General features: G+C 60.4%; 19 protein-coding genes. All 19 read right to left on the bottom strand.

Annotated elements, in window-relative coordinates:
- Positions 1–24 precede the first annotated feature (24 nt).
- Positions 25–384: a GPW/gp25 family protein gene (locus HY308_17535; GenBank protein ID MBI3900074.1), complete on the bottom strand. Its 360-nt coding sequence runs from the start codon at positions 382–384 to the stop codon at positions 25–27.
- A gap of 16 nt (positions 385–400) precedes the next feature.
- Positions 401–724 carry a hypothetical protein gene (locus HY308_17530; GenBank protein ID MBI3900073.1) on the bottom strand — a complete coding sequence of 108 codons (324 nt, stop codon included), beginning with the start codon at positions 722–724 and terminating at the stop codon, positions 401–403.
- Between the two features lie 231 nt (positions 725–955).
- On the bottom strand, positions 956–1474 hold the full coding sequence (locus HY308_17525; GenBank protein MBI3900072.1) for a baseplate assembly protein: 519 nt from the start codon (positions 1472–1474) through the stop codon (positions 956–958).
- A complete protein-coding gene (locus HY308_17520) occupies positions 1471–2598 on the bottom strand; it encodes a hypothetical protein (protein ID MBI3900071.1) in 1128 nt (375 codons plus the stop codon). Before HY308_17520 ends, HY308_17525 begins: the two co-directional genes overlap by 4 nt.
- The gene (locus HY308_17515) at positions 2595–2969 is read right to left on the bottom strand and encodes a LysM peptidoglycan-binding domain-containing protein (protein MBI3900070.1); all 375 of its coding nucleotides are present in this window, start codon (positions 2967–2969) and stop codon (positions 2595–2597) included. The genes HY308_17520 and HY308_17515 overlap by 4 nt, the downstream gene beginning before the upstream one ends.
- A gap of 184 nt (positions 2970–3153) precedes the next feature.
- On the bottom strand, positions 3154–3816 hold the full coding sequence (locus HY308_17510; protein MBI3900069.1) for a hypothetical protein: 663 nt from the start codon (positions 3814–3816) through the stop codon (positions 3154–3156).
- Complete coding sequence (locus HY308_17505; protein ID MBI3900068.1) at positions 3813–5204, bottom strand: DUF4157 domain-containing protein; 1392 nt, start codon at positions 5202–5204, stop codon at positions 3813–3815. The genes HY308_17510 and HY308_17505 overlap by 4 nt, the downstream gene beginning before the upstream one ends.
- Positions 5205–5208: 4 nt before the next feature.
- Positions 5209–6702, bottom strand: coding sequence for a DUF4157 domain-containing protein (locus HY308_17500; protein ID MBI3900067.1), 1494 nt, complete (start codon positions 6700–6702; stop codon positions 5209–5211).
- A gap of 251 nt (positions 6703–6953) precedes the next feature.
- Positions 6954–9176: a DUF4157 domain-containing protein gene (locus tag HY308_17495; protein ID MBI3900066.1), complete on the bottom strand. Its 2223-nt coding sequence runs from the start codon at positions 9174–9176 to the stop codon at positions 6954–6956.
- 191 nt (positions 9177–9367) lie between these two features.
- Positions 9368–10870: a DUF4157 domain-containing protein gene (locus tag HY308_17490; GenBank protein MBI3900065.1), complete on the bottom strand. Its 1503-nt coding sequence runs from the start codon at positions 10868–10870 to the stop codon at positions 9368–9370.
- A 164-nt stretch (positions 10871–11034) separates the two neighbouring features.
- Entirely contained in the window at positions 11035–11298 is a 264-nt protein-coding gene (locus HY308_17485; protein MBI3900064.1) for a hypothetical protein, read from the bottom strand.
- Complete coding sequence (locus HY308_17480; protein ID MBI3900063.1) at positions 11295–13448, bottom strand: ATP-binding protein; 2154 nt, start codon at positions 13446–13448, stop codon at positions 11295–11297. The genes HY308_17485 and HY308_17480 overlap by 4 nt, the downstream gene beginning before the upstream one ends.
- Entirely contained in the window at positions 13445–14695 is a 1251-nt protein-coding gene (locus tag HY308_17475) for a DUF4255 domain-containing protein (GenBank protein MBI3900062.1), read from the bottom strand. Before HY308_17475 ends, HY308_17480 begins: the two co-directional genes overlap by 4 nt.
- Positions 14692–15513: a hypothetical protein gene (locus HY308_17470; GenBank protein MBI3900061.1), complete on the bottom strand. Its 822-nt coding sequence runs from the start codon at positions 15511–15513 to the stop codon at positions 14692–14694. Before HY308_17470 ends, HY308_17475 begins: the two co-directional genes overlap by 4 nt.
- Complete coding sequence (locus tag HY308_17465; protein MBI3900060.1) at positions 15510–16247, bottom strand: phage baseplate protein; 738 nt, start codon at positions 16245–16247, stop codon at positions 15510–15512. Before HY308_17465 ends, HY308_17470 begins: the two co-directional genes overlap by 4 nt.
- 34 nt (positions 16248–16281) lie before the next feature.
- On the bottom strand, positions 16282–16809 hold the full coding sequence (locus tag HY308_17460; GenBank protein ID MBI3900059.1) for a phage tail protein: 528 nt from the start codon (positions 16807–16809) through the stop codon (positions 16282–16284).
- A gap of 62 nt (positions 16810–16871) precedes the next feature.
- Positions 16872–18446 carry a phage tail sheath family protein gene (locus HY308_17455; GenBank protein ID MBI3900058.1) on the bottom strand — a complete coding sequence of 525 codons (1575 nt, stop codon included), beginning with the start codon at positions 18444–18446 and terminating at the stop codon, positions 16872–16874.
- Positions 18447–18691: 245 nt separating this feature from the next.
- Positions 18692–18949, bottom strand: a complete 258-nt coding sequence (locus HY308_17450; GenBank protein ID MBI3900057.1) for a hypothetical protein — start codon at positions 18947–18949, stop codon at positions 18692–18694.
- Between the two features lie 242 nt (positions 18950–19191).
- The gene (locus HY308_17445; protein MBI3900056.1) at positions 19192–20157 is read right to left on the bottom strand and encodes a sigma-54-dependent Fis family transcriptional regulator; all 966 of its coding nucleotides are present in this window, start codon (positions 20155–20157) and stop codon (positions 19192–19194) included.
- Positions 20158–20414: the final 257 nt, after the last annotated feature.

Genomic DNA, 20414 nt, shown 5'->3' with positions numbered 1-20414 from the left:
CCGAAGGGAGAGGGGTAATAATTTTCACGGCGCGCTCCGTACGAACGTTTCGGTTCTACCCTGCTGCGTTGTACGCACGACATATTTCACGGTCACGCTCAACGTCGCGTCTTCGGCGCGCACGTCAAGCTGTTGCAAATCGATCACGTCGCCCAGGTAACGCTGCAACGCCGCTTGCGTCGTGAATTGCAACGCCGACGCCAGCTCAACGCTGTTGGGCGCGAACACCATCTGCAACAGGCCGCTGCCGAAGTCGGGACGATTGACGCGTTCGCCGGGGCTGGTGAAGAGCAACTGCTCGATCATGTCGCGGATGTGATCGTTGTCGTCCGTGGTCGCGGTGCGGCCGCGGTTGTTGAAGTGGAACGGGAAGTCGATGTTCATCGTTCGTCTCGTCCTGTCACATAGCGGTGGCGCGCGTCTGCGTCACGGCGATTATTAACGGCGTGCCGGTCGGCGCGCAGATCGCTTGACTGTCGAGCAGCAACAACGGCTGGCCGTTCGAGGTCACACGCGTCGCTGCCGTGATCCATTGCGCGGTGACGCACGGCCCGTTGCCGGCCGCCGGCGGCGGCATCGCGCAGCCGGCGATGACGTATGGGGCTGCTATCGTCACCGTGGGTTGACCCATGACTGTCACGCGTGGATTGGGCACGGTCGGTTGCGCTTGGCCGCCGTGGGCGCACATCACGGTGGCGCCGACGTGTAATAAGAATCCGGGCATGTCGTTTCCTTTTCGCTCAACCTAGATTTTCCGTATCGCTCTTTCTGCAAAATTCTTCACGCACCACCTCCGCCAGTTAACGCGTCCCCTCTCCCCTTGCGGGAGAGGGACAGGGAGAGGGGTGCCATATGCCACCCCTCTCCCCAACCCCTCTCCCGCAAGGGGAGAGGGGCTTTACCGAAACGTCGAGCAACATCTGCAAAAGATTTGACGGAGCGCGACAGCAACGCACTACACCACCACCAACGCCCCGTTATTCACCGTCACCGTCGGCCCGACCATCACGATGCTAGCGCCCTTGCCGTTCTGAATATAAATGCCGGTGTCGTTGACGATGATCGTCGCCCCGGTCGTGCTCTTCAGCATGATGCCGCCGGTAGGACCGGGCAGATCGCTGATGACCAGCGAGTTCTGCAACGTCGTCTGCATGACGATGTTCGGATCGCCCGGCACACCGGCGAGCGCGAGCGCCGGTACTTCAGCGGCGTTGCCCCACCAACCGCCGGTCCACACCGGTCGATCGCAATCGCCGGCTTCGAATTGGATCCACACGCCGGAACCGATCTGCGGCACCATGAACGCGCCCGATTGTTTGCCGGTGAACGGCATGCTCGGCATCGCCCAGGTCGACGGCGTGATCCCGCCGACATCGGGCACGATCGCCATGATGCGACCGGTCTGTAACGGATCGATGTTGTTTACCACCGTGCCGCGATAAATGCCGTAGTACTTTTGGCCAGCCGTTGTCATACGCTCACCGTCGTTACCGAAGAACCAATGCCACCGCGCGCGAGTGTGAAGCTCTGTTTGTATTCGCCGCGCTTGATGTTGTGGGTGACGCTCTTCACGTAATACTTACCGTCGAAATAACTACCGCCGCCGCGCACCGCCGCCAGTTGCCGCGCCTTGAATACGTGACCGTAACGCAGCACGTCCAGCTGACCGCTGGCGGTGATTGCATCCGGCGCTTCGAACATTTTCGCCAACCCCGCCAACGCCGCGCCCACCGGATTTTCGCTGGCGGTCGGACGCAGCTGACGCACTTTAAATATCGGCGGAATATGCGCGCCCATACCCGACTTCAGGATGTCGAGATTCGGCACTGGAATCGGGATCGGGACCTTCGTGTTCGGCTCGATAATTGTTACTAAATATTGCGTCGACAATGTGCCGTCGAACGAAAAGTTGAGCGAGTCGACGTTGCTGGTGGCGTCGAAATTAATGCTGAGTGCCGGCTGCATACCGCCGAACATCTTGGTGAGATCGGGTCCCCAATACGCCATGCTCTTCCCCGGCGTCGGCCCCGGATCGAGATAGAACACGGCGCCGGTGCTGCTCGCGAGCGTCGTCACGTAGGCGTAGTCGCTGCCCTCCTGCTTGATGAAACGCTCGAGCGGATTCTCGAACTTCGGGATGCTCGCCGGCAACGCGACCGGCACGATGCCGAGCACCAGGTACTTGGCGAGAATCGCTTCGACGATGACGAACTCCGGCAACGCCGGGTACGGAATGCCGGTGAAGTCGATGAAGTCCATCAACGCCGTGAGGTCGAGGCCGGTCACCGAGAACGTGGTCTTGCCGGCGGCGTTGCTCGGCGTCCAATCCTGTTTGGTGATAACGCCGTCCATTAACACTTCGGTGCTGCCGTTCACGGTCACGGCGATGATCACGCGCTGGCGCGGATCGAAGAATCCCGAGGCGTGCATGCGCGCCAGCTCGGAATTTTTTCCCATGGTGAACTTCAATTGAAAACCGCCCTGACTGCCGACCGTCGACGTCACCTGCACATCGGTGAGCGCGTCGATCACCGCACGCGGCACCGGGCTCGCGTTGAACGAGCCCATCATGAGCGTTAAATAAAAGCCGCGATTCATAAGGCGTTACCGACGATTCCTTCGGGCAAAGTGATGCGCAAACGGCGGCCCGGCGTTTCCGTCAACGCTTCCGGACGCAAAGCATTGTTGGCGTCGCACAACCGCCAGAACAATGTCGGGTCACCGAGGTACTGGCCGGCGATGTTGTCCAGTCGCTCGCCCTGTACGACGGTGTGTTCCTGCAACAGTTGAAAGCGCGACGGCGACGGCACGAATCGGCGCGGTATATAAGCCACGATCGTGCCGTGCCGCGTGATCGTCAACGGTTCGAGGCCGTAGTAACGGCTGTTGGCGCTGAACAACGAATTCTTTAGCGCGGTCTGGCTGAGCAGTGCTTGCACCGGATCGAAATTGGGAAACGATAGGTTCATCTGAACGTCCTCACGTTTAATTCATAGCGGCGCCGCGTTTCCCTCATCCCCACCTGCTGCACAGGGATGTGCGAATGTCGCGCGCGCAGGATGCGCAAGAGCGGCCTTCTCCCGGTGGGAGAAGGGTTTAAAACCCCTCTCCTTCCGGGAGAGGGGTTGGGGTGAGGGAGACGGTGCATCAGACTCACGGAATCCCCCGAATACCGAGCGCACTGAACGCACCCGACGGACTCAGCTGCGCCAGCGTTTCTTTCTGCCGCTGATACGCCATATAAAGACTGCCGCCTTTCTCGTTGAAGTTGAGATCGTCGATGCTGAGCACGCGCATACCGAGACTGACCTTGGCGCGCAGCGGATTGAGCGACGGATCGAACGCTTCTTCGGTGACGCTAAGATCGGTCAAACGCACCGGCACGATGCGGGCGGCGCTCCATACAAACAGACTCATCGGCGCCAACACCGGCATGATTTCGAGCGTGCCTTGTTGCGCCAAACTGAAATTGTTCTGCAGCGTCGCGCTCGCCGGATACACCAGTGTTTCCAGCGCCGCCAACGACGGCGCGATGCCGTACTTCACGGTGTTGCTGTTCTGATCCGGAAACTCGAGCTGGTCAGTGGCGTCGATCTCGGCGTCGAGCTTGATGGTCTCCACCGGCGGGCCGGTCAGCCGCAACGCCTCGGAACGATCGCCGCCCTCGTCCGCGCCTTTGATCTTGAGCGTGCGGCTCAACGTGTCCGGGTTGTATTGCAGCACGATGATGCCGTTCGGCAAGACGCTGAATGTATCGGGATCGAGCAACACGATGCCGCCTTTGATAACGCGCGGTGAATTGGGAAACGCGGTCATGGTTGTGTCGTTCCTGTGCCTTTGCCCTTCTCTTGAATCGCCGCTGCCGCCGCCTTCTCGATCGCATCCAGTCCTTCCGGGTCCTTCAAGCCCGCCGCTTCGGCAGCGGCGCGCGCGGCCTTGGCGATACCGGTTTTCACACCGGCATGCGCCGCCTCTTTCACCTTGTCGCGGACGCTCTTCGGCAACGGTTTGGTGACGGCGTCGACCACCGGGTCGACGATCTTTTCATTAATGATATCGAGCGCCGACTTAGGTCCGGTCCCGGGAATCGGCGGCGGCAACGGCTTGAAAATGTCCGGCGGTAGTTTGGTCGGATCGGGCGGTTCGATCTTCGGGTGATATGTCAGATCCGGCGGCAGGCCGAACGATCCCGGGACCGGTGCCGGTTGTTTGTTGAAGTCGGGCGGCGTGAGCTTCGGCGTCATAATGCCGCCGAAACCCTCCTTCGGATGGAACCGCACTTCGGCGCGGCGATTACTCGCGTTCGGAACCTCGTTGCCGGTCTTCACCGCTTGCGGCCCACCTTCGCCTTTGCTCTCGGTGCTGATGATCGACTCGGAAATTCCTTGATCGACCAACGCCTGCTTGACCGCCAGCGCCCGCGCATCGCCCAACGTGAGGTTGTCGGCTTCGCTGCCGACGGTATCGGCGAAACCGGTAACCGATATCGTCGACAACGTGTATTTGCGCAGCAGCACGGTAATGTTATGCGCGGTTTTGACGATTTCCTTTTGATGCGCCTCGCTAAGGTCGGCTTTGCCGGTGACAAAGCCATCCAACGTGGTCGAGCCGATCGCCGCCGCCAGCAACGGTGAGGCGTTCTCGATCAAGCTGTCGCTAGTCGGCAGCGGCGTGGTTCCCGGCAATGGTTGCCGCTGAATGCCGACGGCGGTTGTCATCGGCAACGACGCCGGTTGATTCGTCATCACCGCGGCTGCCGCTTGATCGGCCTGATTCTCACTCGCCGCCGATTCGGCAACCGCCGACCCAGTCGGCGCCGATCGCTGTTGCACGGTGTGCGCGAGCTCATGCGCCAACAAACGCTTGCCGACATCGGTCGTCGGCGAATATTCGCCGGCGCCGAACACGACATCGCGGCCGACCGTATATGCACGTGCATTCAACGCTCGTGCCGACGCGGCAGCTTTGGCATCGTTGTGAATGCGCACGGCACTGAAGTCATGGCCGAAACGCGGCTCCATAAATGACCGCGCCGAATCGTCGATCGGCCGTCCGGACGATTGCGCGACGTCGTGCACGATCGGCGGAACGCCGGTGTCCGGCTCGGCGCTCGCGGCCTTGCGTTGCAACGGCAGGCTCCCCTTCGGTTTCAGCACCGACGGCAACCAGTCCTTCATGCGCTGCGAGAAGAATCTTCCGCTCATATCGTTACGGTCCCTGTTGACGACAAATGGCGGCGGTCAACCCAAACGGACTCAGTTCTTCTTCCTTCGCCGGCGTACCGGGGCAATCGGTTTTCTTGACGGAGTACGCCGTCGCGCGCTGGTTGTAGCTGGTGATGTCGTCTTGGAACTGTTGTTCGGCTTTATGAAAATCTTCGACCGACATACCGACCTTGCCGCCGAACACCGGCGCCGGATTTTGCGCGAGAAAGTCGAACCAATCCTGGCCGTGACGGCTCTCGTGGAAACGTACGGAGGTCTTGCCCTCACCTTTATCTTCGGCGGTCGTGCCGCGACCGTAACCCGACGCACCGCTGGGTTCGGTGCCTGGACCAAAAAGGGTTTTAACTGTCGCCAACAAATGTGGCGGCGTGAATGAAACGATGGTGTTGGTCGCCGAATCGCTAAAAATATCGCTCACCGGTTTGTCTTGGTTGAGTCCGAACTGCGTTACCGCGCGATTGCGCAGATTCTCGTCGTTGCTGGTGGCATCCGGCTCGGCGGTCACATCAACGCCGTTGACCTGGAATGATGCGACACCCTGCGGGCTGACCGCCGCCGTCGACGGCACCGGCGCGGTGATTTTTTGCAGCTGGGCGGCACGCTGCGCCGCCGCCTTCACATCCGGATCGAGTGCATTGCTTACATAATCCTGGAGATTGTCTTCCGACATAGTCCGCAGGCGATCGACCAACGCCGCACCCTTGGCATCGGCCGCCGTCAACGTGATCGCTTCGATGACGCGACGGTTTTTACCGCTGAAGTTTTTCCACAGATAATCGCGACCGACGGTGCTGACGATCTGATCACGCTCCGCTGCTGTCGCTGTGCGCCGCAGCAATGCGATGATGGAACCCTCGTCGCCGCCGCTGGTGTAGCCGCCCAGCATCTCTCGCACCAACAACACTTTGATCTTTACATCGTACGGACCGAGTTCGCTCTCGCGCTTGACGCAGGCACGGGCTTTGTTGTCGCTGTCGTAGTTGTTTTCGACATTGCCGCGGTCCTTCAGACCCGTCAGATACTTTTGTAAGGTTTCCTTGTAGTAATACTCGCCGCCGAACAGCCGATAGAGCGCCACGAACGGCGCCGCCAGCACGCTGCCGATATCGCCCAACACCGAACGTTGCAGTCGCGGGCCGGCGGCTATCGACGTCATCGGCGCCGGTGTCGGCTGTTGCGATGAGATAACGATTGCCGAAGCGATGTCGGCTTCGCGCTCATGCGCATCGTTGACCACACCAAGCTCGATCGCATCGGTCGACGACGTGGCGATACCGCGCTGTTGCACCACGTGCGTCAGCTCGTGCGCAAGGAGCCGCCGTCCGCCGCCGACGCCCGGCGAATATTCACCAGCATTGAAAACGACGTCGCGCCCCACCGTATACGCGCGCGCGTTCAATGCCCGCGCCGATTCGGCGGCGCGGGCATCGGTATGAATGCGGACACGGCTGAAGTCATGATCGAAACGCGGCTCCATAAAAGCACGGGTCGCGCCATCGAGCGGTAAACCCGGCGAGCGCAACACCTCGTGCACGCTGTCCGGAATCGCGCCGGTGAAACGGCCGTTCGCCTTGCGCCGCAGGGTCTTCTTTTTACCGGCGCATGTCTGGCACTCGCCGCTGCCGTAGCTCGGACTGCCGCAGGCGCACTGGCGTTGCAACGTCGGCGCCGATAGTTGCCCGACAGCAGGCGATGCCGCTTTGGCGCTGCTCGTGCCGATGGGCGCGTTCACGGCGGCTTGCCTCCGATCAACTTGAGGTCGCCGTAAAAATAAGCGGCGTACAAATTACGAATGCCGACGGCGCCGGCCAGCTTGATGGCATTGCGATACGTGTCGTAGCGACCCGAAGGCGGTACTTCCGGCAGCAGACTTGCGTCGTATGGCTCGCCGGCCTTCACCGCTTCCGGTTCCACCGCTTCGCGAATCTCCGGTTGCGCGGCGCGCGGCTTGGCGCTAGTCCACACGGTCTCGGCGAGCAATGAATCGACGCCTTCGAGCAGCGTGCCGCCTTCGGTGGTGTGCTCGCCGCCGAGCTTTTCGGCGTAGTCGTTGTATTTGCCGTCCTTCAGCGTATGCAGATATTCATGGATCATCACGTAGAACGATTTCCACATGAACCGACGGTCCTCGCGCGCGTCGGGATTTTTAAACACCTGCACCGACACCTGCCCGCCGCCGGAAAACGCGGTCCAAGCGCGGCCGATGTCGAACAGTCGCTTGGCGTTGTCGTCGGTATTGATGAAGCGGCTACCGACATCATGCACCGCCTTAGCTTCGTCGTTCTGCGGTGTACCGACTTGGTCGAATTTCGGCGTGGCGTTGTGTTTGAAATTGATGCGCCTGGCCTGATCGTCGTTCTGTATTAGGTAAAACATCCAGAACCATGCCGACTGATTCTTGTAGTTAGGATCGTTCTTGAGCTTCGCCTGCTCGCCCTGCCAGACGTCGTGGATGTTGCCTTTGCTGACGACCGCGCCTTTATTGTCGAATTTGTCGGCCTTGAATTCCGGGCCGGTCTTGAAGTTGCGGTACACGCGATCGGTTTCTTTCTGACTCGCCTTGCCGACGCGCTCCAGCTCGGAAAGCTTGTGGACCTTAGACGCGTCGTCGTGCTCGGCCTCGGTATGCGTTCCCACCTTCTGGCGATAACTCTCGTCGACAATCGCCGGCGTGCGCGCCTCGATCTTTTGACCGTAGGTTTCTTTTTCGCCAGGCAGCTGATCGACGAAGTTGCCTTTGGCGCGCTGGACCGGCAATAGCGCCTCGTGCGCCGCCTTCTCTTGATCGGCGGTGAGCGGCGTCGTTTCCTTGCTGAACGCCTTCGCGCCCTTCGGCGCGGCTAGCGCAATGTCGCGATACAGCGGTTCGAGCACGAAATCGATCAACAGGACGGCGGCGTTGGTGATCGCCTTGTCCCACTTCAATTCCTTGGTTTCGTTTTCGAGCAGTTTGAATTCGACGTCGCTCAAGTGCGCGCCACGGCGCACGCGCTCACCGGCCAAATCGCGCATCGCCTGGGTGTGCTCGTCGGGCGTCAATGCCCGCAACTCCTGATAAACCTCGGCGGCATCGGCGCGCGCCATGTTTCTCCCGGTCGCTTCGCGCTCCTTCTCCGAAATGCCGCGTAAGCTGGTCTCGATCCGCGTCGTGCGCTGGCCGAGCATGGCCTGCAGCTTGGGCCAGGAGTAGCCACCGCGAATCGCCAGCATGACCTCCGGTTTCAGTTTTCGCGAACCTTTGAGCACCGCCTCATGCCCACCTTCGAATTGCAGATCGTAAAATCCGCGCAACTCATTTTCCTCGTCGCCCTGAAAATCGGAATCGAGATCTTTCGGGTCGACACCGCCGGCACCGAAAATGATTTCAAGCTCCGCGTGCGTGCTGCCGTGCAACAGCTTGAGAATGGCACGTTCGTCGTCATCGCCAGTAAAGCCCGACTGCATTTCCTTAATCAGCAAGATCTTCAACTTCGGCGTGAGCACGAAATCGGTATCGCCGTCGCTCCAACGCTTGACGATCGCGCGCGCTTTGTTGTCGCTGTCGGTGTGGTCCTCGACGCCGTTCTTTTCGATGAAATCGAGATAGGTGTGTAACGTTTTTGGATCGAAGTCTTCGCCGGCAAATAGACCGCCGATCTCATCGATGATGTTCCAACGCTGAACCCGCGCGCCCGACGAACCTTGCTGCGCGACATGCGCGAGCTCGTGCGCCAATAGTTGGCGGCCGGCGGTGGTTTGCGGGGCGAATTGTCCGTCGCCGAAGACGACGTGTGCGCCGACGGTATAAGCGCGGGCGTTAACGACGCGCGCGGATTCAGCGGCATGGACATCGGTATGGACGCGTACGTGACTGAAGTCGCGACCAGGCAACAATGCTATTACGGGCGATCGCATTACGCGGTCGGCGGCATCGTCCGCCTCTCGCTCGAATTGATCTTGTGCCGGACCCATCGTCAATGCCGGCGCCAGCTGCGCCGGCGTCTGCGTAAAATCGTAGGCGAAACGTGATTCCATAAAAGCGCGCGTCGGCAGATCTAACGGTTGCCCCGCCGATTGCAACACATCGCGCACGATTGCCGGGACATTCGCGCCCCGCCCGGTAGGCCGCGCCGACATCTTCGGTGCCTGGGCTCGTCGCGTCGTCATGGCTGCGGCTGCACAACCATGGCCGACGATTTGCTGCCGTGCGTGCCGGTACCGGATTGGAACTCGTGGAACGACTGCTGCTTCGCGGCCGGTCCGTACATGAAAAAAATCCAATCGGTCGGGTCCCAACCGGCGGCGTTTTCGAGCGTGATGTAGTCGTGACCGCTTTCGAGCACGGTCGCGGCATAATGGAAGTTCCAGGTGAAGCCGCTCGACGAAAAGCCCGGCATGTCCTTCTCGGTGCTTTCGGTGATGCCTTGGCCCACGTGCGGCACGGCGTACTTGTTGATGCCGTACTTGCGATCGAACGCATCCTTGTCGGCCGACGACAGCGCTGCGTAGCGCGCATAGGCTTCTTGGCGCGTGAGATTCGCGCCGAATTCTTTTTTGAATAATTCTTCCGACCATTGCTCGGGCGTGGTCGGATCGCCGCCGTGGTAGGTGCGCGGCGTGAGGTACTCGTCGGCGCCGCCTTGGCCTTTGATGACGCCGACGTCTCTTTTGCCGGCCATGCCGCTGCCGGTCACTTGCCGGCAGGCGGTGCCGCAATCGGAAGCGAGTTCGAGATCGAACGACGGCGTGCGCTTAACCTGTTTTCCGATCGCCGAGCCGGCATACGCACCGCCGATAGCACCGCCGACGGCGCCCAACACACCACCGATGATGGCGCCGGCAATGAGGCCGCCCTTGCTGTTGCTGCTGCTGGCGAGGCTCTCGCCGATCTTAGCGCCGGCATAACCCAACCCCACACCGGCGCCGATGCCGCCGGTAATACCGCCGACCACGCCGCCGGCCGTGCGGTAATCGCTGTCGCCCGGCGCGGCATTGCGCTTCATCGGTTCCACTTCTTGCAGGGTTGTCGTTTGACCGGTGTCCGGTGATTTACCGGAAATATCCTGACCGCCGGATTTCAAACGCAACTGCGCGATCGATCCTTGATCGGCTAGTGTTTTGTTCGATGCCGGTAGTTTGGCCGGCACGGTCCAGGCGCGCTTCGACAAGCCGGCGCCCCACCCTCTATTTTCGGCCGCGAGTTGGCCGTCGTCGGCGATGCGCAGCTTGGCGCTGTTCGGATGTTTCCAACCGTCCGATTGGCTGGTTGTTTGTTCATGCACGCTGAATTCGGTAAAGCAACGCACGGTCGCATCGCCGGTTCGGCTTTGCTGCGCGACATGCGCCAGCTCGTGCAACAACATGCGCTGTCCCGACGACGACGCCGGCGCGTATTGCCCCGACGCGAAGACGATATGATTGCCGAGCGTATATGCACGGGCACCGAGCACTTGCGCCGACTGCGCCGCGAGCGGATCGGTGTGTACGCGTACGGCGGAAAGATCGGCGACCGACTTCTCCGTCGTCGAAGCGGCGAACGACGACGCATTCGCCACCCGATCGGCGTCGCGCTCTTGCGCATCGCGCGGCGATCCCAACGCCCGCGCGCTCGGCGTCGACGCATGCACGCGCACGCCGGAAAAATCGGCACCGATCCGTGGCTCCATCTGGGCGCGCGTGGACGAATCTAGCGGTCGACCGGCTGATGCACGCAATGCCTGATCGACCGTCGCTAACGGTTCATGACGATGCTCGTTGGTATGCCGGCGCGGCAATGCGCCGGCCGGTGTCGCCGTCGTCGGCGCCTGTGTTCGCGCTAGGCTTTGTCGATTCACGATGACGCCTTCGGGCTCAATTCGCCATAAAGAGTTTGCGCAACGCCCTCACCCACCTCCACCGCTCCGGCATCGGCGTTTAACCTTATCGGCGCCGCTCGCAGGCTCGCCACATTGAAGCTCTGCGGCAACGACAAGGCACCGGCACCGATCAGTCGCACCAATTCGTGCTGCAGCGCGGCGTTGACAACGTCGCCGTCGCGCGCCGAAAGATCCAACCCCTCCAACAGCAATCGCTCGATATGCAGATTGACGTTCACGTTGCCGCCTCGGTCGACTCCGACCAGCGAAACTCGGCCTCGTTGACCGGCTTCTCGAGCTTGCGAAATTCCGTGCGCATGGCATCGAGCAACAACGGCATCGTCACTTTCGTGCCAGCAGCGGCGGCCAAGAACGCCGCGTTGAGGGCGATGTTGTGGATGCTGCCGCCTGTGAGGTTGAACTTGGCGAGACGATCGTAGTCGAGCGCGGCCCGCGGCATTTCGCGCGGGAACGCCTTCTGCCAAATCGCTTTGCGCTCGGCGACGCCGGGGAAGGCGAAGTTGACGATGAAGCGCAACCGCCGCAGAAACGCACCGTCGAGCGCCGCTTTCATATTGGTGGCGAGGATCGCCAGGCCGCGATACGCCTCCATGCGCTGCAGCAGATAATTGATCTCGATGTTGGCGTAGCGGTCGTGGCTGTCTTTGACCTCGCTGCGCTTGCCGAACAATGCGTCGGCTTCGTCGAAAAATAAAATTGCGCCGCCGTCTTCGGCGGCGTCGAACAGCTTGCGCAAATTCTTTTCGGTCTCGCCGATGTACTTGCTGACGACCGCCGACAGATCGATGCGATACAGCATCAATCCCAATTCATTGGCGATGATTTCCGCCGCCATAGTCTTGCCGGTGCCGGACTCGCCGGCGAATAGCACGCTGATACCGAAGCCGCGGTTCATGCGCTGACGAAATCCCCAGTTGTCGTAGACCGCGCTGCGGGTGCCGACTTGCTGGGCGATTTGATACAGCAGATTTTTTTCTGCGGGCGCGAGCTCGATGTCGTCCCAGGTTGCTTTGGTTTCCAGCGCCTGCGCCAATTGATCGAGCGTCGGCCGTGTGCGGCGCAGGCATTCTTGCCAGAGCGCATCGGCCACTGGCTGGCGGCCGCTCTGGCGTGCATCGGCGGCGATTGCGCGAATCGTCGGCAGGTTGAAATTGAATTGCGCGGCTAAGCGTCCGGCGTGCTCGGCGGCGGTGTCGCCCAATACTTCGACCCACGCCGCGCGCTGCTCCGCCGGCGTCGGTTTGGCAACGTCGAGTAGCACACTGTCCTTGGCGACATCCGACCACGGCTCGCGCGTGTCGAGGAACACGAGACCGAGTCCGCTCGCGAACAGGCGTTGGATCGCCGGCACCTGCGTATTGCCGGCACGGTCGACGTGCGCGGCATCGATCATCAACGCCAACGGCAACAAGTTGCTCTCGCGCTGCCATAAGCGCACGAAGGTTTCGTAGTCCGTTGTCGCGGCCGGCAATGCATCGGCCGGCAAGCGATACAACATCAGCCCGAGACGCGCCGCGGCGCGCTGCGCCACCATTAATTTGCTTTGACTATCGGCGCCGAGTAACTGGAACACCGGCAAGCGCACGCTCTCCTCCAACTTGCGGAGGCCGTCGACGATGCCGTCGGCGAGCGCCGCTTGCGACGGCGGCAACACCGCCTCTTCTATCACCACCGGCTTCATCAACGACGTCAAGCGATCGTCAAGATAGTTGAGGCCCTTCACGTAATTGACGATGCGCTCGTCGGCCTTTAGCACGCTACCAATCAACGGCTGCGCACCGGTCTGATTGATTTCGAGCAAACGCCAATAGCGCAACGGCCGCTCCGGCGATAACGCCTCCCATGCCGGTTGATCGAACAACGCTAATGCCAGGGCGAATGTCGGATACGGCCGCGCCGACTCCTGCTGTGCGCGGGCGCACAAACCGCCGATGCGAGTATCGAGCTCCATGGCGATGCACAACAGCATGACGTGGCGTTCGAATTCGCTGAGCCCCAAGCGCCGCGCCAGCAAAATCAATGCTGGTGGCCGCGCCGTCGCTTCGGCTTCGATCATCTCCGATGGCAACGGAATCGTATTACTCCCCTCTCCCTCCGGGAGAGGGGCCGGGGGTGAGGGAACGAGGACGCGCTTATCTTTCCGGAAAAAAAACGAACCGAAAGACGGCGTGTTGTCTGTCGTCAGCGCTTTTCCCTCACCCCTTCCCCTCTCCCGAAGGGAGAGGGGTGTAACAGTAGTAGTAGGTTTTCCGCGGGTTCCGGCATCCGCCAACTGCGTAAGGCGCGCGCGCAGCCAGGCCAAGCCGGTCGCGAGATAGCGGTCGTTGTCGGCGAACCACGTTTCCATTTCGCCGGTCGTCTCGCTCATGGCACCGTCACCTTTTGCGCCGGATCGAAATCGGCCAGCGGCGGCGTGCCGCTGTACACCACGGGAATACTGTCGACACCATCGACACGCAGGCGGGTGACATAAGTGCCGCTGCTCAACCCCGACAGCTTGAACAAGATCGTCGTCGGTTGGCTAGTATCCGCCGGCGTCGTGATCGACGTCGGCTCCGCTTGGCGATCGCCGAACAACAACAGCACGCGCTGCCCCACCGCCAGCCGTGGCTCGCTCGTGATCGTTACATCGACCGCGCCGGCGCCGGTGTTGGCCGAGGTCACGGTAATTCGCGGCGCCAACGCAAACGGAATTTCGTTGCTGATGATCGGCGGCACGCCGGTCTTCTTTACCGCCAGCGCCAACGTGTAGAAACCCGGCAGCCAACGTGACAGGGCGTTGACGTCGTCGACGGTGTCCGGAACATGAAACGAAATTTCGCCGGTGTTGCCGCCAGCCGTCGGTGGCAGCTCAACGACCTGCGGCAAGCGCAGGCTGCTGAATCGCAACGTAGCATCGGCAATCGTCAATTGATCGCCGGTAATGATGGCATCCTCACCGAGTCGTATCGCCGGTTGTGACCGTGGCAGACGCAGCGCAGTCAGCATCGGCGCCGCACCGGGCGAGGTGATGACGCCGCGATCGGTCTCGCCGCGTTTCAATACCGGCAGCGGCGCACTGCCGGGCGTGCGGCTGTCGATCAGAATTACCGTCACCTCGTACGCCATCGAAATGCGATATTGCGTTTGAAATACCATCCACAGCCGCGAAATCTCTTCGACGCCGAGCGATAGCGGCGTGATCCGCACGCGCTCGAACTGTTGCGACAGATCGTTGTTCGCCAGGGCGATACTGATTTCGCTGCGACTCAACAAGGCATGATCGTGCAACACGCTCATGGCGCCACCGAGCACGCGATGGCTAACGGCGTCGTTGTCATTGTCGCCGCGGCCATAAGCGGTAATGAGGTAATGCAAGTTGATCGCCAGCGGCGGCAGACCGGTCTCGCCGGGACGCACCTGCCGCGGCATGTCCATGTTGCGCCAGGCGGCGTTGACCGCGGTTTGATACAAAAACAAATTGACCTGCGATTTGCTGATGCCCTTACGAGCGACGTCGAGCGGTTGTGCGGTAACTTCGAGATCGGACAGATCGCTGTCGAGCGTCGGCACTTGCGCCAACAACAAATTACGCAAGGTGGCGGTAGTCGCGGCAATCGCGAGCGAGTTGCTCATCGCCCTCTCCCGCGTTGTTGTAGGTACTCGGCGAGGCTCATCGGCTGCGCGCCGGCGGCGCGTTCCGTTCCGGCGCGTTTCGGTGCGACGCTATCTTTGGTCGCGCGGATTTCCAAACGGCCGATGGTGACGTTGATCACCGGCGTCGATTCGGGCGCGGTCGACGCTACCGATTCGCGCCAGGCACGAGCTTGATCGAAAATCGCTGACGGCTCGGCGACAACGCGTTCGTGCGGCAAGCGCGGCAACGGTGCAGGCTCAATAGCTTTGGTAGATGACGCCGTGCCGGTGCGTCGCCGTTCGTGATCGAGCGAGGACGGATCGAACGACGCGGGCGAAGTTGCTTTTACTCGCGAAGGTTCGACTGGCAAAACAAACGTGGCGTCGGCACGTGTACCTCGTAACGACGGCATGGACACCGGCGCTATCGGATCCAGCACGATGCGGTGTAGGGTTTCGATAGTGCTGGTCGTCGACGTCACTGGGTTCGGTCTATCGCTCGGCGCATCCATGGTTCGCGTGGGCCGGGTCGATTCGGGTGCATCCACGTTGGCGCTCCGTTGGCGCGGCGGTTCTTCCAACTGCGCATTCGTCGACCGTTGGATGCTAGCGGTAACACGTGGCCGCGCTTCGGTTTCCGTATCGCCGATAGACGCTACGTCGTCGTCAGCGACTATGCCATTTTTTGCCGCCGTCCACGGCACCGGCTCGAACAACGACGGCAGACGCGGTTGCGGCGCGCTGCCGACGTCGGCGGTGCGCTCGATGAGACGCCCGAGAAAATCTGGGCGCTCGTTGGCAGACGTGGATGATGTCATTGGCGACACAGCTCCAAATATATTTGTCGCCGCGTCGGCGACAGCGCCAGCGTTTCCGACTCGGACCAGCCGTAGGCGCGCGCCAAGCGCGCGACGTCGCGCAACGTGCGCGTCGCCCACGCTTGGATCTCTTTCCATAGGAAGTTGGCGATGTCCAACGCCGTGCTCCAACGGTGCTGGCACGCGGGACACGTCATCTCAAGTTGGATATCCGCTTGCAAATCGAGCATGGCCATTTGTTCGGCGATCGACGTATTGGCACTAGTCGATAAGCTACCGGCATCGACCCCATCACCATTGGCATCGCGCACATCGGCGATGCACTGCCTTAACAAAGCGGCACGCGCCGACGGCAATGTGGCGTCATTGGCAACGGCAACGAGATCGCGGCTCGTGGGTAAATGGAACGTGACGCGATGACTTTCGACGGTGCAAACTTGCAGCGTTTCCGCCGTCTCGCTCGGCGCGCGCTGCAAATCTTCTATCTGCATCGACGATTCCAATTGTCCGGCGCAAACCGGGCAGGCAATAACGATCGCAAGTTCAGATCCGAACAATCGCCGCCGCAGTTCCAGCAAGCGCGCATCGCGCTGGCCGATGGACAGCGTCCACAGATCGTCGTCGGTCAACTCTGGACAGGCGCACGCCAGTAACGACAACGCCCGCAGGATCGGCGGTTGCTGCAAGCCGACTTCCCACGCGTTCAACAATTCAGCGGCAGTCAATGCACGCATGCGTTAGACGATCTCGCTCACGAGCAGCGGTTGCTCAACCGACCGTTTGACCCAGACTTTCTTCGCTCGGTTCGGGCGTACTGACATCGCGCAACCAGCCTTCGTTCTCGAGCTTGATGTGCTGGATGGCGACGGCGTTGGCATTGGCATCGAGGTCGGGCAAGGCTTGATACTCCGACACCCAACAGCGGAACACCTGATAGCTCAGTGCCAGCTGGCCGGATTCGTTGTAGACCTCGATGATGACGTCCTTGCGGAAGTCTTTGAGTGACACTTCTTTGCCGAGGCCAGCACCGAAATTCCAAACCTTATTCGCCCACGCCTCGAACTCAGGATCGTGGGTTACGCCGCGCTCAAGCGTGATGGCTTCGTACTCCGTACGACCCGGCGATTTGCGGCTCGAACTCGGGTCGCCGCCCTCGCGATGCTTGACGACTTCGGTGGTGCGCTTGAGGCCACCGACTTTGCTGACGCCGGCAACATAGCGGCCGTCCCACTTCACGCGAAATTTGAAATTCTTATACGGATCGAAACGCTGCGCGTTTACGCTGAACTGAGCCATGATGTTCTCCTTAAATCGGTTCTTTGCCTCCCCTCTCCCACTGGGAGAGGGGTTGTATTTCTTTACGTCTCGATCTGCCCCGCCATCTGTTGGATCTTGATGACGACGAATTCCGCGGGCTTGAGCGGCGCGAAACCGACGACGATATTGACGATGCCAAGATTGATATCGTTCTGCGTGGTCGTGTCCTTATCGCATTTGACGAAATACGCGTCTTGCGGCGACTTGCCCTGGAACGCGCCGAGACGAAACATGTTGTGCATGAACGCGCCGATGTTTAGACGAATCTGCGCCCACAACGGCTCGTCGTTCGGTTCGAACACGATCCATTGGGTGCCGCGATAAAGACTCTCTTCCAAAAACAGCGCGAGTCGGCGCACCGGCACATATTTCCAATCGGAGCTCAGCATGTCGGCGCCGGCGAGCGTGCGCGCGCCCCAAACGACATTGCCGAACGTCGGGAATGAACGATTGCAATTGAGACCCAACGGATTGAGCCGGCCGTTGGCGGCGTCGTTCAATTTAAACGCGAGCTCGGGCACCCCAGAGAACGACGCCTCCAGTCCCGCCGGCGCCTTCCACACGCCGCGTTGCGCGTCGGTGCGCGCCATGATGCCGGCGACGGCGCCGCACGGGACGAATGTGTCCAAACGGTTTTCCTGCATCGGGTCGGGCATGCGCAGGCGTGGAAAATACACGGCGACGTTGGTCGCGAGCGCCGTGCCGATATCGGTGCGTAACGTGTTGATGCCGGTCTCGGCGGAGGTCGTGTCGACCCAACTCGCCGGCGAATCGACCACCAACATCGCCCGGCGGTATGCGCAGTAAGCGGCCGCCTTGGCCAGTGTGTTGCTCGAACTAACATCGGTGTCGAACGTCAACGGCGGTATGCAGAGTAGATTGAACAAATCGGCAGCCTCAAGCGCATACATGCCTTTACGCCCGACTTTCAAGCTGTCGGCGGCGATTTGGTTATCGGTAACGTCGGCGCCGTCGGTGCCGGCGGTATTAGCGGCGACGTACTTGGTCGAGTCGGTCGGATCGTCGGCGTTGGTGATGGTGGCGGTCGGCCGCGCGCTCGGCGCGCTGCCCTTCACATTGACCAGCGCCGATCCTTCGGCCAATACCGTGGTGACGAAACGGGCGTTGTTCGGATCGCTCGACAAGTTGAGAAACACTTCGCTACGCACCACATTCTTCGAAGCCGGCGCGTCTAGCTCTTGAATCGTCAGCGTATAAAGACTTGCCGGGTCTTTGGTCGCTTCGTAATTGACCGAGACCCGCAGCGCGTTGCCCCATTTGCCGGGGCTGGCGGCCGAAAGAATCAGCGCGGTCCCGCTCGTTGGCAAATTAATCTCGGCGGTGCCGGCCGCGTTGTGCACGCGAATGATGTAGGCGTCGCTGCCACCGTGTTGGAAATAATGCTGCACCGCATAGCTCATGGTGCTGAGCGACGACAAGCCACCGAAAGCGCGATCGTAGTCGGCGAAGCTTTGGATACGCGTGGCGACATCGGTCGGCCCGCGCGGCGCGCGGCCGATGAACGCCGTAATGGACGTGGCGACACCGGTAATGGTACGCACACCGCTTGGAATCTCTTCGATATAAACGCCTGGGTACGTCAGTGTTGCCGGCATGTCGCGCTCCTTGTCAGCGTGAGTTCGATCGAAATTTTTCGCTCGTGAGTCAGTCCGCGGTGTGCATATAGCAATCGCCGGGCCAACACGCTGATCCACTAAATTTGCAGGGTTTACCGCGCGAAATATTTCCGATGACAGACGAGACGGGTGTGTTTAGACCCAGCGGCCAAGACGATGGAAACCGGCAAAATGCGATTTCGATTCGGTAAAGCGGGTGCGCGCGCCGTTTGCGCGCTGATGGGTTACATCTGACCCGGATTATTTCCGGCGATGGAAAAATAAAGCACGGTACCGTCGCGCTGTACCCGACAAGCGATACGCTGTTGTTTTATCAACTCATTGAGCGCCGCTTGAATCAACCACGGGTCGATCGCTACCGCGGGATTGCCTAACCACCAGCGGGCAATGCCATTGACGCTGTCTACCGCCAGTGGATGATCGCTGAGATAACGCGATATCTTGTCGCATAACACGGAGATCGCGGTTTCGTTGTCGCTCACACTCGCCCTCTCGATCGCTGATCGAGGCAACACAGCAATCGGTGGGCCAACTTCATCAAAGCGAAAATGCGCGGTGAAACTTCATGCCGCGAAAGAAAACCGGGCGAATAGAAACCCACCCGCCCGCGGCCGAACCCGCGGAATGTCGGCCGATCGAAACAACGGGACGAACTAATTGGGCAAAGCACGCGATGACCCACTACTGGGTCGTCGGTGCCCCAAGGACTTAATATCGGCAGGCGCTATTCGGCGTAGCTCAATCGATCGATCCCATATTTCTTCAATAATTTTCCAAAAGCGCGCCGCTCTTTGCCGACCATGCTAGCAGCGCGCGTTACGTTGCCCTCTGTCACCAGCAGCACCGCCTCGAGATAGCGACGCTCGAATTCGGCGATCGCTTTATTTTTCGCTTGATGAAAGCTGTCGGTTTCGAAACTCAATCGTCGCCGATCCGATCGCACGCGGCGCTCGCCATTCAGCAGCGCCGGCGGCTGAATACAGATGTTGTTGCCGTCGGCGAGCAAGTATTCACGACAAATGAGATTTTCTAACTCGCGAACGTTACCCGGCCAAGAATAGCGCTCGAACCATTGCAGCGTTTCCGGATTGATGATCTTCTCGGGACCGAAGCGAGCGACACAGGCGTGCAGAAAGTGATTGGCTAACAACGCCGCGTCGCCCGATCGTTGGCGTAGCGGCGGCAGCTTTAATGCCATGAGCCGGATGCGGAACAATAGATCCGATCGAAAGTTGCCGCGCTCGACCAACACATCGATATCGGCGTTGCTGGCAGCGACGATGCGCACACTCGCATGGCGCACATCGGCCCCACCTAACGGCCGGTATTGTTGGTCTTGCAGGAAACGCAGCAGCGTGACTTGTGCTTTCGGCGTCAACGCGTCGATTTCATCGAGGAACAACGTACCGTTTTGCGCGTTACCAACTAAGCCTTCGTGATCGCGCCGCGCATCGGTGTACGCGCCTTGCTTGTGCCCGAAGAGCTCGTTCTCGATCAATGCATCCGGAATGGCGCCGCAATTCACCGGGATAAACGGACCTTCGCGGCGAGCGCTGCCGTAGTGAATGGCACGTGCCGCCAATTCCTTACCGGTACCGGTTTCACCTTCGATCAACACCGGCGCATCGCAACGGCCGATCTTGCTTATTAATGCCAGCGTGTCGAGAAAAACGGTGGACTGTCCAATCATTCCAGCTCCCTCGTTTCATCTTCCCTTTCAGCGCTATTAGCGGTTCTTTTTAGAATTTTTTAAATAGTACCAAAGTCTCCCCTTGCTATTGTGCGCGGCCTGCCCTAATCGCAGGGTCCTTAATGATCTGTTGTGAAAAAAGCGTGAAAAGATCCTCAACGACGACGAGATGCAGGTAATACCACAGAGGCAAAGGCTTATTCTAGTAACGATCCCGTGGGGATCTCTTCGATCTTCTCCTTCAACCTTATCCGCCA

It is taken from the genome of Gammaproteobacteria bacterium (assembly GCA_016199745.1).
Lineage (GTDB): Bacteria > Pseudomonadota > Gammaproteobacteria > Acidiferrobacterales > Sulfurifustaceae > JACQFZ01.
Note: the sequence above shows the minus strand (reverse complement) of the source record. Positions and strands in the feature narration are given on the sequence as shown.

Excerpts from the sequence above, each read along its gene's own strand:
- HY308_17515 (MBI3900070.1), bottom strand. The coding sequence starts at position 2,969 with ATGAACCTATCGTTTCCCAATTTCGATCCGGTGCAAGCACTGCTCAGC.
- HY308_17480 (MBI3900063.1), bottom strand. The coding sequence starts at position 13,448 with ATGAGCGAGACGACCGGCGAAATGGAAACGTGGTTCGCCGACAACGAC.
- HY308_17470 (MBI3900061.1), bottom strand. The coding sequence starts at position 15,513 with ATGACATCATCCACGTCTGCCAACGAGCGCCCAGATTTTCTCGGGCGT.
- HY308_17520 (MBI3900071.1), bottom strand. The coding sequence starts at position 2,598 with ATGAATCGCGGCTTTTATTTAACGCTCATGATGGGCTCGTTCAACGCG.
- HY308_17510 (MBI3900069.1), bottom strand. The coding sequence starts at position 3,816 with ATGACCGCGTTTCCCAATTCACCGCGCGTTATCAAAGGCGGCATCGTG.
- HY308_17500 (MBI3900067.1), bottom strand. The coding sequence starts at position 6,702 with ATGGAGCCGCGTTTCGATCATGACTTCAGCCGTGTCCGCATTCATACC.
- HY308_17455 (MBI3900058.1), bottom strand. The coding sequence starts at position 18,446 with ATGCCGGCAACACTGACGTACCCAGGCGTTTATATCGAAGAGATTCCA.
- HY308_17535 (MBI3900074.1), bottom strand. The coding sequence starts at position 384 with ATGAACATCGACTTCCCGTTCCACTTCAACAACCGCGGCCGCACCGCG.
- HY308_17460 (MBI3900059.1), bottom strand. The coding sequence starts at position 16,809 with ATGGCTCAGTTCAGCGTAAACGCGCAGCGTTTCGATCCGTATAAGAAT.
- HY308_17445 (MBI3900056.1), bottom strand. The coding sequence starts at position 20,157 with ATGATTGGACAGTCCACCGTTTTTCTCGACACGCTGGCATTAATAAGC.
- HY308_17530 (MBI3900073.1), bottom strand. The coding sequence starts at position 724 with ATGCCCGGATTCTTATTACACGTCGGCGCCACCGTGATGTGCGCCCAC.
- HY308_17525 (MBI3900072.1), bottom strand. The coding sequence starts at position 1,474 with ATGACAACGGCTGGCCAAAAGTACTACGGCATTTATCGCGGCACGGTG.
- HY308_17465 (MBI3900060.1), bottom strand. The coding sequence starts at position 16,247 with ATGCGTGCATTGACTGCCGCTGAATTGTTGAACGCGTGGGAAGTCGGC.
- HY308_17475 (MBI3900062.1), bottom strand. The coding sequence starts at position 14,695 with ATGAGCAACTCGCTCGCGATTGCCGCGACTACCGCCACCTTGCGTAAT.
- HY308_17505 (MBI3900068.1), bottom strand. The coding sequence starts at position 5,204 with ATGAGCGGAAGATTCTTCTCGCAGCGCATGAAGGACTGGTTGCCGTCG.
- HY308_17490 (MBI3900065.1), bottom strand. The coding sequence starts at position 10,870 with ATGGAGCCACGGATCGGTGCCGATTTTTCCGGCGTGCGCGTGCATGCG.
- HY308_17495 (MBI3900066.1), bottom strand. The coding sequence starts at position 9,176 with ATGGGTCCGGCACAAGATCAATTCGAGCGAGAGGCGGACGATGCCGCC.